The sequence below is a fragment of the Shewanella sp. SW32 genome (assembly GCF_025653365.1).
Taxonomy (GTDB): domain Bacteria; phylum Pseudomonadota; class Gammaproteobacteria; order Enterobacterales; family Shewanellaceae; genus Shewanella; species Shewanella oncorhynchi.
The window spans coordinates 104982-118789 of the sequence record NZ_JAKKSJ010000007.1 but is presented as its reverse complement, the minus strand read 5'-3'; the positions used below and the strand labels follow the sequence as shown (position 1 = coordinate 118789).

Sequence of the window (13808 nt, the reverse complement as noted above, 5' to 3'; positions counted from 1 at the left end):
AGTTGCGGGATTAACAGCCCAGTTTAATCTGGCTATATCAGTTTAAGGAGTTCACCATGCAAACCGCACAAGTCAAATTGTCAGTACCGCACCAGCAGGTTTTCCAAGATAATTTTAATTACTTGTCTTCACAGATTGTTGGCCATCAAGTCGATCTCAATGAGGAAATCGGCTATCTCAACCAAATCGTGTTTAATTCGCTTGCGACCACCTCCCCTTTGGATGTCGCCGCATCATGGTCAGTGTATAGGCTATTACTCAACGTTTGCCGTTTAGGGCTCTCACTTGATCCAGAAAAAAAACTGGCTTATGTGATCCCATCGCTGACTGAAACTGGCGAGAAAATAATGAAACTGTATCCTGGCTATCGCGGAGAAATTGCCATCGCGTCCAACGCAAATGTACTCAAAAATGCTAATGCCGTTCTGGTTTATGAAAATGACCATTTTCGCATTCAAGCAGCCACCGGAGAAATTGAGCATTTTGTGACGTCGTTGTCGATAGATCCCCGCGTCCGTGGTGCATGTTCTGGAGGGTACTGCCGTAGTGTACTGATGGACGGCTCTGTGCTTATGTCCTATTTAAGCATCGAAGAAATGGATAGCATTGCACAACATCAAATCGAAGCGAACATGGGTAATACCCCTTGGAATAGTATTTGGAGAACAGAAATGAACCGGGTCGCTTTGTACCGCCGCGCAGCAAAGGATTGGCGTCAGCTAATCAAGGCTACCCCTGAAATGCAATCCTCGTTGTTAGATACTGAATTTTAGGAGTTCGCTATGGATATTATTCAAACCACCATTAATGACATTAGCAATATGTTTTCGCTTAACGATTCAGAAATGCAGTCTATCAACCAATTTTTATCGACGTCTTTGGATAGTCGGTTTCAATTTGGTCATGAGTTTTTCTTGCTAAAGGATGTGGTGCCTACCACGCTACTCGAAGCTGTTATCCCTTATGTTCATGCTGGCTTGCAAATTGATACCAACACGATGGAACTGCAAGCGCGTTATCACGAATCAAAATTCAGGTTTGAGTTTGAACTAGACTATTCTTTTGCTGGTTTAACCGCGTTATTACTAGAGCATTCAAGCATTGCAAAGATTGTAGTTAACCCTGTTTACGAGAATGATACGCTGCAAATCAATCACGCATCTCAAGAAGTGCATCACACTGTTGCCGTTGAACCCAGTGAGTTGCATGGACTGTATTGCATTATCGATTTAGACAATGGCCAATCGTTCTTTGCACAAATGTCAGCTGAAGAAGCATCGCAAGCCATGTACGCTAACATTCACGACCGACTCAATGGTGTGAACCCGTATATCACTAACACTAAAAAATTGATGTTCTACAAAGCCTCTTGCCTACGTCGTGGACTTAAAGCGATTTCAGCAATGCAGAACAACGGTGATCTCGACATTGTATCCACGTTGCTTAATTTGCATGACCGTCAATTCCATAAAGCCAAAGCATTGCGAAAAGTTATGCCTTTAAATCACTACAAGTTTCGCGGTTGCTCTAAACAACCTAGTACCATTGACCAGCTCTTTAAAAACAACCAAGGCAATGTGGTAATCCCGTTTGCCCCACTCGCTCAGAAGTCGGTAACAAAAAACGAACCACTGCCGCCAGCTAACAGCGAAGACTTCATTGCATGGGGATCTGACGTCATGGGCGTGGGGTTTTAATTATGCCTGATTACGATTTCATTGAAAAAATCACTGTGCTACAGCACTCGGAAACAAAGAACATTGTTCGATTGATGATCGAACACGATGGCAACCGCAACTATGGTTTGCAATGTTCTACCGTCACCAATGGCAAAACACGCCATTTTTATAACAACAAAATTTGGCATTCTGTGTATCAAATTAAAGATGAACTTGAATGCCGGGTATCTCAGTATGAAGAAAAGGGGTTCGACGTTGTAACTGAGATCTCTTTGGCCCCAAATAAAAATGCCGCAAAGCCAACCGCCTTCTGCTTTACTGACGAAGTTTCGATTGTAGTCAACAACAACGTTCTGCCTATTTCAGCTAAAGACATCCCTATAAAAATAGAATGTAGCTTTCATAAGTTAGATCTCATCGATTTGCGTTACAACACTCAGTTTTACGAACCTACAATAAAAAATTACTTTGAAAGCATAAGGGTAAATATCGACTTTTTGCCGTTTGATATGGTTGCTGTAGTGGATGGTAACCAGATCAAGGTATTATCTCTCGAGTTTAAGTCAAAACCTACACCTCTAAATGCATTCCACTATTTGCGCTCGTTGTCGAAGAATATCGCTACTTTCGACATGGTGGATGCAAATACCCTACTACTCGATGAAGCTGCAGGTATGAACTTTGCCTACTATGCTGATAACCAATTGATTTTCTGCATTACTCAATCCTGGGTGAATGCTAAGGTCTATATTGAAAAACCAACATACTCATCAACCTGCAAAGTATTCAGTGTCCGTGACGAACAATTTTGTCAAATTTATCAAGGTGAGATAGCTAACGTGACTCGCTCAGGAAATGCCGAAGTGAAATACTCTATTGTGGATGGGAAACCCTCGGAGTTTTTATTCCTCAAATTTCTTGGATTTGAAGAGGAAATCTCATCTATTTAACCGAGTAGCGCCTTTTAAAGGCTGTGTAAATATATAGAAATACAGCAATTAGTCATTTAAGAGGCGTTTCTATGTTTACTTTCCCTTTAGATCAAAAATCTCGTATTCAGTCAATTTGCAGCCATGCCACCAGCAAAATTAACCCTATCTTTGAGCAAGTGCTAATCGAGGCCGATGCCTGTGCCAATATGATTCGTTTTAGCGCCTCTAACGGCTCTCAATTTAATTCTTTTAAACTTGAAGCAATGGTAAGTGAATCTTGCTCATTCACCCTGTCTGCCAAAAGGTTGGCAACAGTGTTAAGTGCTCTCGCTGCTGATACTGCTAAATTCGAGGTAAAAGATGGTATGGCCATCATCAAAAGTGGTAAAAGCCGACTCAAATCTCCTGCAAGCCCTGCTAGTGATTACCCTGACGCGCCTACCGTGATTGAATCTCAGGCTTCAATTATTTGCAATATTTCAGAGTTATCAGCCCTATTTAATACTGCGGCTTACGCGGTCGCTAAAGGGGATGTTCGTACCTACTTGTGCCATGTTAATGTTTCAATAGAAGCCCAAACGGTAAAGGTTTGCGCGACTGATGGACACCGATTAAGTCAACTGACCCACGAGAATTTAACTTGTAGTGGCAATGGTAGCTATCTCGTTCCTACGTCCTTGATTTCCGCCGTGTTAGCGCAATCGCTGCCACCAGAAACACAAGTTGTCATTTCATTTGATGAACAACGCGCTTCGATTACAAGTAGTGATACGTCTGTCATATCAGTTTTAGGTGAAGGTCGTTACCCCGATGTAAATAGAGTAATTCCCAATAGAACTGGTGGGTTTGTTTCCTTCAATTTAGACGATCTAAAACAGACTATTAAACGCTTTCATGCTGTCGCCAGCCTTGAGAAAAATCCCATACTTCGCTTCGACATTGATAAAGAAGTTGTATTATCTGTTTCAAGTATTGATGAAGCCAATTCATTTGCAGAAACAATTGACCATGTTGAATTACACTGTCCTGCGATAACCATTGGAGTGAACCCTAGTTACCTTGCTGATGCCCTTGCAAAACAAGGGGGCGACAGAGTAACTTTTTACTTCAACCAATCAACAGCGATTTTGATCACTTGTGACATACATGAATTGATCACTCTAGTCATGCCCGTTCGTTGTTGATTTGAACTGATCAGAGCAATTGATATAGCCTATATAACATAGGCTTTATCACAACTTACAGGTCGTTGAAGCTCAATTTGAAAATCTGGATGCCGTAGCGCCTGCTACAGCTATATAATCAACGTGACCAGAGCATCAATAACTCAATCTAGTACATTTTATCTTAGGCTTACGATGATTAATTTCGAATATGAACTTTGGAAAACTGAGATCACAGACTATTGCAATGCTTTAGCAGAGTCATTTACCACCGAGCTATTGACCAACCATAGAGATGTTTCATTGGGATGGCTTGGAACAACGCTCATTGCACAATCGTTAAAAGTAAAACAGATCGTCCTTCGCGAAAGCAGTAATGAGATCAAACTACAGACCTATGGTTTTTTGGATGACTTGTCACGCAATGAATTACTGCCAACGGTCATTCGCCATTTAGCTCAATGTACCGAAGATGGCCGCCGCCACCAGCTTGCTGGTCAGGATTCCTGCGTTGAAATGAATAAAATTTCGGAGTTGGCTGTTGTTCTGGAAAAACGGCTACATCGAGGGGTTACGCTAAAAGAAATCGATATAGCTGTCGCTTGGCTCACCATTGGCGTTGCGGCATTACTTGTTCACTGGAACGAACCCATCGATACAGCAAATGCAGCTATTATGCAGTACATTGACCGCTTAGAACTGGATGATATTAACTGCAGTCATTGATAAGACAAAGCCTCTTTGAAAGAGGCTTTTTGTTATCAATCAACCAATTAAATCATTTTAGGATAGCCTGAAACTTGACTTAATTACTTATTTTTTGCCTCGACTCTTGAAGACATCGACAAAACAATGGCCAATCCGAAAATTTCATTGCCGGCATCTTAACTCGCTGCCCCTTTGCAATTTGATCTGCAACTGCTAACATCGCTTGTACTGACATTGTGAATACTCCCTTGTTGGTATGGCGACGAACATGAGCTACTTGGCGGTTGAGCATGTTCGTCGTTTTGTTTTATCACTGAGTTATGTTTTTGGTGCTAATACTTCAATAATATATTGCTCTATTTTGGCTAACTCTTCTTTAGTTGCTCTCGATATTTCAAAAACCTGCTTAACTCCACTGTTACGAGTTTTTACCCACTTATCCTTGCTAATATCGATAATTTTTCGCGGTTTTTCGTTGTTGGTTTTCTTGCTTAAACCTGCGGCCTCCACAATAAAGGCCATCGTCTCCTTGTAGGATGTCCCTGGCTGCATGTCTAACCCTTCAACAAAACTCTCTAGCTCTGATTGCGTGGCGTATTTTTTAGCAACCTTTTTTAATATCGTATAGCTGCCATCGCCCAACTCTTTTTTATCTTCAAATAGTGCTATCAAAAGACTTGGCACTGACCAAGCTTTCATACATCGGTCGAATTTACTTTTGCTTATTTCTTCTTCAAAAATAATTTCTTCTTCAGTCATGGGCGATGTTGGATGATTCAATAAAGACTCATAGTAAGCACCGTGATCGCGCAACGAATGTTCTTCCGCACTTTGCAATTCTTTAATTAACCCCTTAACTTCCTGATTCGTTAAGGTTTCTGTGCAGTACATTACCCGTAAAGGTCTATGGGCTTCGATTGCTGCGGCTCGTCTGCGTGAGCCATCGTAGAAGGAATATATGCCGTCAATTAGTATTGCAATACAACTCTGATACTGTTGACGCCTGATAGAGTTAACCAATGATTTACTCTTCAGCTCGTTTTGTACGCGCCGGTTATGCTCATTAACTTTCGTTAGACGTTCTACATCTTCGGCAGGAATAGTGATCTCTGTAAAGGTCACATTGCGGCCAGAGATTAATGTCCAAACCGTTGGCTGATTGGCTTTTTCAGCCTGTTTCTCAGCCATAAGTTTCGTCACCTCTTCGGTTATCGAGGCTCCACGTTTTTGCCTTAATAGTTTCGCATTCATTGCTGACGGCTCCTGATTAATTGTGTACGCGCAAAAAATGAACGGGCGAAAGTGTAAATGGCATCTTGAGAAGATTTAAGCGCACTTCGCCCTCCATCGTACATAGTCGGGTCGACTGAAATCACTGTGTCCAGTGTCACACCACAACGCTGAAAACCTGATAGTTCAGGAATGTGTGCGTCTAACATTTTCTCACCCAAACAGAGTGTTGCACCTGATAAAGACTCCTGATGCTGCATGATGTGAGAGCTAAATTTATTCATAAAACCCATCAATTCCTTGCCTGAGACATCAATCCCTTGCTTGCTCAGGTATTTCAATAACAGGGGTAGTTGCGATAGGTATTTTAATGACGAATGAAAATCAACAGGTGCAGGAGGAAGAGGTGTCACGAGCAGATCAGCCGCGACGATACCGTTTAATAAGGAAAAATCCAAATGTGGACCGCTATCGACAGCAAGGATATCGAAGTCTCCTAGCAGTTTTTCAATGACATTCTCTTTCAATAACGAATGTGGCTCTTGGTTATCAAGTTTTTCCTCACAGTGCTCCAGCCATGATGTCGTTAAAAACGCATCATCAATCGCAGCTGGCATGAGATACACGCCCGGCACGTCGGTTTCGAAGATGTAATCACGCAACAGGTCTTCTCGCGTTAGTTCTTTAGTAAACATCGCTTTGGCCGTTGTAAATGGTTGCCCACCGATAGCAAGGTTGCTTTTATAAAACATAGTGGCACTTGCTTGAGGGTCTAAATCAAATACGATCACCCGCAAATCATGATGAATTAATGTGGGTTCCGTCCTTAACGCATGGGCAGTATTTACACAGGCAGAAGTTTTACCAGAACCACCTTTTAAGTTGTTGAAATAAAGAACAAACCCTTTGCTATGAGTGTTGCGATATTTGGGTACTTTCCGTTGCTCATAAATCGCAATGACATCCTTCAGGCTAAATGAATCCAGATTGCCATTATCTTTACGTTTGAACTCGTAACCCTGAGCTTCCAGTTCAGTCATCGCCTTTTCAACTGCATTTCGAGATAGGTACGGGAAAGACTCGATGGTTTTTTTCGAATATCTCATGTGAAACTCAGGCTTGCTAAACTCTTTCTTAAAGTCCAACACCTGCTTATTCATAACTTCTAAATACGTATCTGCTTTACTCGATATAAAGTCGAAATCTTTAAGTTCCATACACACCCCTTATGCTAATGGCACGATACTAATACACATCAAACGAGCATTCAACACGAAAAACGAGTTTTCACACAAAAAGTGTGCATAAACCCGAAGCGCTTACAAAAATTAAATAGGCGAGCCATAAACACAGTTAGTAAAACTCTTGAATAAACACCTAAAAATGCAAAAAATTCGCAAAGCAAAATACAACCGTAAAACCATGTATTTTATAGCTTTATAGCGATACCACCCCAAAAGATTCGCCCCGATTTTCGCAAGGTTTTTACGTCACCGTCACAGATGGAATGCCACTTTGATGCAACCAAAACTGGTTGTTGAACTGCAACAATCGAAAAGGAGACGCCCTTCTCTCGCCTTGTTATTTGGTCGCGCAATTTTCAATGAGAGCAATAATACGCTGAACTTATTTACCAAAGAGCACCTTTTATGGATTACGACCACATCATATCAACCTTTAAATCGGTTATAGACATCGACAAAACCATTGAAACTTTCAACCGCAAAGCAAAATCTTTACGAAAAAAGGCAATTACTGCGCCTACACTAGCCGATAAACTGGCTATCAATAAAGAAATTAAAATAATTAATGAGATCGTGTTCAAGTTGAAATTTAACTATTTCCAACTTGAAGACAGAATAAACCGCCATGTATAGCCCCTATCGTGAACGCACTGTTAACTTAGGCGACTGTTATAAAGTTTACCGCAACTTAAATAATAAGATGTTCAGCTTAATTGCTGTCAATGGTGAGTTTAAGGGCAAAATTGTGGCACATGCTGAGTGTGTCACCTTGCATGATGTTCTGTTTGTCGTTTCCGAGGCATCAAGGATTCGTGCTTGTCGTGAAGGAAATCGCAATGTCCACGCATTTGCTATCGGGATATTGACATCGTTTAAGTGTCACAATGATTCTGCTCTAGGTAGGCTTTCAGCTATTACTTACAACCCATTTTTAAATTCAACCTTTGCATTCATAACCAATCAACAGCCCATTACCACTGCCACTGCCACCAAAGTTATTCTTCAACATGGAAAAGCCTATGCCACCCCATAGATGATAGGCAGTTGCTCGATTCTCACACCATGCGAATCTAATCACATTGAAACGACACAACTCAATTTAACAGGTGACTATATGAATGCAACAATCCAAAACACAGCAACACACAACACCATGCTGCCGATTAGCAGGATTGACGCCCTCCCCTTTGGTAATAGCAGACGCTCACGTAATGACAATAAATTCTCTGAGCTAAAGGAAAGCATTCGCATACGTGGCGTTATTCAGCCTGTGCTTGTTCGTCCAGCCGATGACCGCTTTGAACTTGTGGCGGGTGAAGGTCGCTTTATTGCCAGTAAAGAACTTGGATTAACAGAAATTCCAGTATTGGTTAAACTTCTTTCGGATGCAGAAGCCCTTGAACATCAAATTGAAGAAAATTTAAATCGTGAGGATTTGAATTTAGTTGACGAATGTAAGGCTGTTCAACAACTCAGCGCGTTTTATAACGGTGATCGTCAGGCCATAGCTGACCGTTTATCTTGGACAATGAGAAAAGTTAATGAACGGGTTGAAATATTAAAGTGTTGCGAAGAAGTGTTGGATGCTGTTTTAGATGGTTCTATCACTGTGGGACACGCACTGTTATTAGCCCCCTTCTCAACCAAGTTGCAGAAAGGCACGTTAATGAAAATCATTGATGAAAAATGGACGGTCACATATTTACGTGAACGCGCATCTAAGGGGCAGCAATATTTAAACCTAGCAAAATTTGACACAGCGGCTTGCAATACTTGCCCTCATAACAGTGCCGCACAATCAGGCTTGTTTGGTCTGGATGACCACAAAGCCGCATGTTCAAATATAAATTGCTTTAAAGAAAAAACAGCAGAATGGCTTGAAGTAAGAAAAGCGGAGCTAGCAGATCAATACGGTACAGTCCTGCTCGTCCAACAGATCAATGAGAATGACCGTAATACCGTTGATGCGATTACCGTTGGTGAAGAACAATTTACTACAGGATGCCAAGCCTGTGAGAAGCGTGTTGTTCTTGTAGATGACCGACTAGGCCGAGCGTTAGGGACAACCTATGAAAACCAGTGCATCGACAACCTGTGTTTTTCTAAATGTGTTAAAGCATTGACGCAACCTGTCGTGACCGAGAAAGAAGATGAATCATTGGTTGCTCCGCTTGAAAATGAGCAAGGTGATACCTCTGAATCTGTAGTGGTCGCACAAAATAAAGCGAAAATGCCAAAAGAAGCTAAAAAAGAAGTTAACTGTGTTGTTCCTAAGAAAGTAATTGAAACCAATAAAGCCATGCTGAGACAGACTTCTGTTGATTTACTAATGCCGCAAGAGTGCTTCCAGCTTGCTATGACCTATGCAGCCCTAAAGAGACTCTCCTCTAACTATAAAGCGATAAACAAAGAGCTATCTAACCCTTGCCGCTTCGAGGACACATTTAAAGCCGCTTTACGGTTGAATGTCTGCGACTTGAAATCTGAGATCCAAAACATCACGCTTCATTTGGCATCAAAGGAATCAGATCAAACAATCAATATGACTAACATGATGATTGATAACATCACCTTTGCTACAGACGCAAAAGCGGTAGCCGTAGCTAAGTGGATTCCAACGAAAGAGAACTTATCTGAATACACAATTGGCTCACTTTCAGCGTTATGTATCAAAGCTGGCGTTGATAAGGCAATGGATAGCAAAAAAGAGGGAAGCTTCACGACAGCTTCTAATGCAGGTAAAGCCAAATTTGTTGAGACAATTCTCGCAGCAGAATTTGATTGGTCTGGGTTTGCGCCTGATGAATATATTGCGTTGATCAAGTAAGTGCGGCCACAGGCAGACGGGCGGGTGAGTTGCCCGTTTGCCGACTTACGGCATGATTAATTTATCTAAACCAAATCCATTTTTGAGGTCACTATGCTTTACCAACTCAATCAATTAAAAACAATCGGTGGTGCTGAGCGCATCAACTTCTCAATCCAGTTTACGGCTGATAACAAAGCTAGAGTGATCCTAACTTCTCAGATTAATGCGGCTGCAACAGGCGACCTAGCCGACTTACTTCGCACTCCAATTGTAATGATGGGGAGTCTAGCCGACATTGACATGATGCTAACCAACGAGTTGTTTAACTTGGCAGAGAAAAGCAACAACATCAAATCTCAACCACAACGAGAAGCTACTGATGATGTGGCTACAAACGCGCAGCCTGACGATGACGGGAATTGGGTCGATTTAGAGTTTGAAGATGATAAAGAATCTCTATAAGGAGTAATAGCATGTTGAAGATGAACACGTTGCCAAGAACATTTAAAATCGGTGCTGCAACAATTACTGATCCAGCCCCTAACGCTGATTTAGAAGAAGTACAGCGGATATTAACTCAACAGTTCCCAATGATCCGCCACACCCGCCTCTATTTAGAGGACGGTCAGTTAAATGAAGCTGGAACAGAACTTTTATACGAATTTCAACTTATCCCTGTCAAAACTAAAGGCTAGTGTTATGGATGAAAAATTAACTCAATGGGCAGCGGCAATAAGCAAAGAGGTTAAACAGTCGAAGCCTGTTCTACTCATACAAAGATTGAATAATATTCCTAGCTCTCCTCAACTGGTCGAATCCCGAGATATTCCCCCTCTTGGATAACCCCCAACACTTTTAGCGCCTTTCGAGGCGCTTTTTTTCAGTAGCGCGTTTTTGAGTCAGTTGTACTTTGTTCATATCAGCCGATTAAGCGTACAAGGTCAACACAATGAGTCTTAACCCGCCAACATTATCTAGCATGTCGAAGATTTGGTATTCTGCCATGAACGGGGCAACTGTACCCCCCCCCCCCCATGATGCACTCATTACCCTTAACCATCGCTATAGCGTATTTGACCGCAATATTAATAACATCGTCTCCATTCTTTCGCATGGTCTGAAAATGGGCTATCTGAGCCAAGAGCAAGTAATGCTTGCTGTGAATGAGCAAGATAACATTAAGCAAATTGAAGCAATCTCAAATTTGCTGGCCAAAGACTATTGGAGTAGTTTTACGACTCAAGTATCTGAAATAATCAATCTCCATAAAAACAACATACGCCTACTGGTCATCGACTCGCTTAAAGATAATCCAGATTTACAGCGAAATATGCTGGAGAGTTACGATGGTATACTTGGTTTCTATGAAAAAGTTATGGATTTATCGTTATCTTTAAGCGACCCCGAAGCTGTAGGGACACATTATCAATTCGATTTTGCGGTAAAAGTCACTTTCAGGGACGCAGTTAATAGTCAATTCGACGTTCAAAAGTATGCGTTTGATCCGCACTTAAAAAGTTGCCTAGTGGGACTTGTGGAAAAAATCATGCCTCACCAATTTGAATGTCCTACAGCCTACCTACACGAATCGGACAATAATTGGTTACTCGAAGAAATATGGGATGAATGCACGATTAAAAGCATTATGGACTATTTCAATGCTAAAGGTTTTAACAGCAGTGATGAAATAGACACAGAACAGATGTGTATAGATCTAAAAATAAATGACGGAGAAATGATCGACTATCTGAACGATTATGGCGTTGACTCCATTTTAGATTGTGAATATATGAACAGGTTTGTTGATGAAATCAATGAGCATTCAAAAGTCAAACTATCAACATTGCAGGAGCAAAGTAAATCATTGTCAAAGAAATATCCTGAATTGACACCATTAAACAATGTGTTTTCCTATTTTGAACAACATATCACGCCTACCATATACCCGTTTGAAGAAGCGTCTGACGTTGATACATCAAGTCAATTTTTCTATTCATACAACCATCCAGCAGAAATTTGGTCAATAGAAAACGCAATGGAACGCTTCTACGCAATGGGTGAACTGGCCGTATTAAACATGAACTTTGATCATGACATTATTCAATACTTTAATAACTACGCCATTACGACTTGCCTCAAGAGCTTAATCATGGCGGTCATTGAGTTGCGCGATTAGGTGCTTGCTTTAACCTAGTTCTATCTCTTTAGTTACATTAGGTATGGCGCTATGAATATTGAAATGACTTCACCAACTTCTCTTGTAGAGCAATTCATACAAGCAAACCTCGGTGATGAAAAAGAAATCCGCAGTCAGTTGGCAATTGTGATCCACGGAAATAATACGGGCTCACGAACCTGTATTACTCGCCACAAAATCAATGACGGCAAACTGTTGTTGGGGGATGTGATTTCAATTGATGACTTAGCAGAAGCGGTAACGGATATGCAAAGTCGCAATGAATCGAATAACCTGAATGCTTTTGCCGACTTCATTGAGCCACACATTATTGCTCAAAACTCAAAAATACTAGCTTGGTATACACCAAGAAAAGAGCAGACCCTCTTTTTAACAAAGTCGAGTGTTCTAGTGACACTTCCACCTTTGCTGTACGTTTACAAACCCGCTATTGGCAATGGTATCGCTTCTTTATCAGTTTTTGCACTTGCTTCTAATAAACGACCTAATACCAACACAAAACTCTACCACGCGCCATTGATGAACATTTATCAGAATGGAAGCGTGTGTCTTGGAACGATGAAAATTCCTCAACAAATGTCAGGCAATATTATTGAAGTGGTGGAGAAAGAATTTTTTGGTTCTAAATTTACCCACCCTAACCACAATCAATTAACGCGCAAGCCCGTCAACATTGAAGTATTCTATCGTCAAAAAGAAAAGTCTGGTCAACGAATACTTACTTCTGAACTTATGCCAATCAAGTCCACGGTCGGGCAAATCTTGAGAGGATGTTAATCATGTGCTCACAAGAAGTTGTTGATACTGCCCAAAACCTTTCGCAACTCACAGTCGCTAACCTTGCATTTAAATATGTATTACTTGAGAAAGAGTACATGACTATTGCAGACAAATGGCTTGAGGGTTCACCCGACTATCTTTTGATCGAAGCACTATTCCATCTGGCATTACTGGCAAGGCGTGAGCGTGTGCATCCTCTATATGCCAACATGCTCATCTTTGATTGGGTTAAAGCTCCTTCACACACACAAACACTATGCTGGTTTAATCAATTGCGAAATGCCCTAAACAATAAGAGGCCATTATGAATAACTTAGTGTCATTTTTAATGAGAAACCCGAAAGCATTTGAAGCATTTAAACTCGGTAAGACGCCACCTTACAAGCCCACCATTGCAACACCATTGCGGGATTTAATCGAAACAATTCCACCAGCGTTACGCTATGAGTTTAAAGGGATTCGATTACACCCAGAATTGGGGTTTAATAGCTCGGCTAGATTCAATAATGTTCAGCAACTTTATACTTGGCTTGGGGGAGGTGTTAATACGTTCTTCCCAAATACACTACCTTACGTTCACTGGCGAAAAGCGCACTTCAATAAGAAATTAACAATCGATGACCTAATGCGGTTCAGTGAAAGCTATCCAATTGTTAAGTAGTGACATCGATTATGAATTATCTTTCTTGTATCCAAGTTAAAAAACTTAATGCGGCTGTGTGTTCCCATCCAGGCACAAAATTTATCAATTGAAAGTCAGGGATGTACGATAAGTGGGTGCAGCTGCATTTAGTGAGCATTTCGCCAAATTCTGTGCTGTGATAGCCAATATCACTATCCTCTAGGCTAATTATGCTGTACTCGCGTAGATCAATGTTGATTAAAAGCCGTATAAATTTATGCTCACAGCCGGTTCGTTGATATTTTAAATGCGCCTGCGTATCCGCAATGTCATCTACATTAGCTAAAACGTATTGTTTCACCTCGTCCAGTCTATCCATTTCCAACCTGCTTGCTCATTCGTAAAATTCTATATCTATCATATTAAAAACAGAATTTATACTAA

The 13808-nt window shown here is 41.1% G+C and carries 16 protein-coding genes; 13 read left to right on the top strand and 3 right to left on the bottom strand.

Annotation, left to right across the window (positions count from 1 at the left end):
• Positions 1-56 precede the first annotated feature (56 nt).
• The 5 genes from L5M28_RS05860 (at position 57) to L5M28_RS05840 (ending at position 4500) form a co-directional block, all read left to right on the top strand.
• Positions 57-773 carry a recombinase RecT gene (locus L5M28_RS05860; RefSeq protein ID WP_263185287.1) on the top strand — a complete coding sequence of 239 codons (717 nt, stop codon included), beginning with the start codon at positions 57-59 and terminating at the stop codon, positions 771-773.
• A gap of 9 nt (positions 774-782) precedes the next feature.
• On the top strand, positions 783-1697 hold the full coding sequence (locus tag L5M28_RS05855; RefSeq protein WP_263185288.1) for a recombinase RecT: 915 nt from the start codon (positions 783-785) through the stop codon (positions 1695-1697).
• Positions 1698-1699: 2 nt separating this feature from the next.
• Positions 1700-2629, top strand: a complete 930-nt coding sequence (locus tag L5M28_RS05850; RefSeq protein WP_263185289.1) for a hypothetical protein — start codon at positions 1700-1702, stop codon at positions 2627-2629.
• 71 nt (positions 2630-2700) lie between these two features.
• Positions 2701-3795: a DNA polymerase III subunit beta gene (gene dnaN, locus L5M28_RS05845; protein WP_263185290.1), complete on the top strand. Its 1095-nt coding sequence runs from the start codon at positions 2701-2703 to the stop codon at positions 3793-3795.
• A 174-nt stretch (positions 3796-3969) separates the two neighbouring features.
• Positions 3970-4500: a hypothetical protein gene (locus tag L5M28_RS05840; protein WP_263185291.1), complete on the top strand. Its 531-nt coding sequence runs from the start codon at positions 3970-3972 to the stop codon at positions 4498-4500.
• A 300-nt stretch (positions 4501-4800) separates the two neighbouring features.
• On the opposite strand, the gene L5M28_RS05835 is transcribed toward L5M28_RS05840, so the two are convergent.
• The gene (locus tag L5M28_RS05835; protein ID WP_263202720.1) at positions 4801-5733 is read right to left on the bottom strand and encodes a ParB N-terminal domain-containing protein; all 933 of its coding nucleotides are present in this window, start codon (positions 5731-5733) and stop codon (positions 4801-4803) included.
• Positions 5730-6929, bottom strand: coding sequence for a ParA family protein (locus L5M28_RS05830; protein ID WP_263185293.1), 1200 nt, complete (start codon positions 6927-6929; stop codon positions 5730-5732). The genes L5M28_RS05835 and L5M28_RS05830 overlap by 4 nt, the downstream gene beginning before the upstream one ends.
• Positions 6930-7581: 652 nt before the next feature.
• On the opposite strand from L5M28_RS05830, the gene L5M28_RS05825 reads away from it, so the two are divergent.
• The 8 genes from L5M28_RS05825 to L5M28_RS05790 all read left to right on the top strand — a co-directional run bounded on the left by L5M28_RS05825 (position 7582) and on the right by L5M28_RS05790 (position 13403).
• A complete protein-coding gene (locus L5M28_RS05825) occupies positions 7582-7989 on the top strand; it encodes a hypothetical protein (RefSeq protein ID WP_263202718.1) in 408 nt (135 codons plus the stop codon).
• 81 nt (positions 7990-8070) lie between these two features.
• Positions 8071-9783: a PRTRC system ParB family protein gene (locus L5M28_RS05820; RefSeq protein WP_263202716.1), complete on the top strand. Its 1713-nt coding sequence runs from the start codon at positions 8071-8073 to the stop codon at positions 9781-9783.
• Between the two features lie 93 nt (positions 9784-9876).
• On the top strand, positions 9877-10227 hold the full coding sequence (locus L5M28_RS05815) for a hypothetical protein (RefSeq protein WP_263202715.1): 351 nt from the start codon (positions 9877-9879) through the stop codon (positions 10225-10227).
• Between the two features lie 11 nt (positions 10228-10238).
• The gene (locus tag L5M28_RS05810) at positions 10239-10460 is read left to right on the top strand and encodes a hypothetical protein (RefSeq protein WP_263185297.1); all 222 of its coding nucleotides are present in this window, start codon (positions 10239-10241) and stop codon (positions 10458-10460) included.
• Positions 10461-10714: 254 nt separating this feature from the next.
• On the top strand, positions 10715-11941 hold the full coding sequence (locus tag L5M28_RS05805; protein ID WP_263202713.1) for a hypothetical protein: 1227 nt from the start codon (positions 10715-10717) through the stop codon (positions 11939-11941).
• Between the two features lie 51 nt (positions 11942-11992).
• A complete protein-coding gene (locus L5M28_RS05800; protein WP_263185299.1) occupies positions 11993-12739 on the top strand; it encodes a PRTRC system protein B in 747 nt (248 codons plus the stop codon).
• Positions 12740-12741: 2 nt separating this feature from the next.
• Complete coding sequence (locus tag L5M28_RS05795; protein ID WP_263185300.1) at positions 12742-13050, top strand: hypothetical protein; 309 nt, start codon at positions 12742-12744, stop codon at positions 13048-13050.
• Positions 13047-13403 (top strand): hypothetical protein, encoded by a 357-nt coding sequence (locus L5M28_RS05790; RefSeq protein WP_263185301.1) that lies wholly within the window; start codon positions 13047-13049, stop codon positions 13401-13403. The genes L5M28_RS05795 and L5M28_RS05790 overlap by 4 nt, the downstream gene beginning before the upstream one ends.
• Positions 13404-13419: 16 nt before the next feature.
• On the opposite strand, the gene L5M28_RS05785 is transcribed toward L5M28_RS05790, so the two are convergent.
• Complete coding sequence (locus L5M28_RS05785; RefSeq protein WP_263202711.1) at positions 13420-13743, bottom strand: hypothetical protein; 324 nt, start codon at positions 13741-13743, stop codon at positions 13420-13422.
• Between the last annotated feature and the right edge of the window lie 65 nt (positions 13744-13808).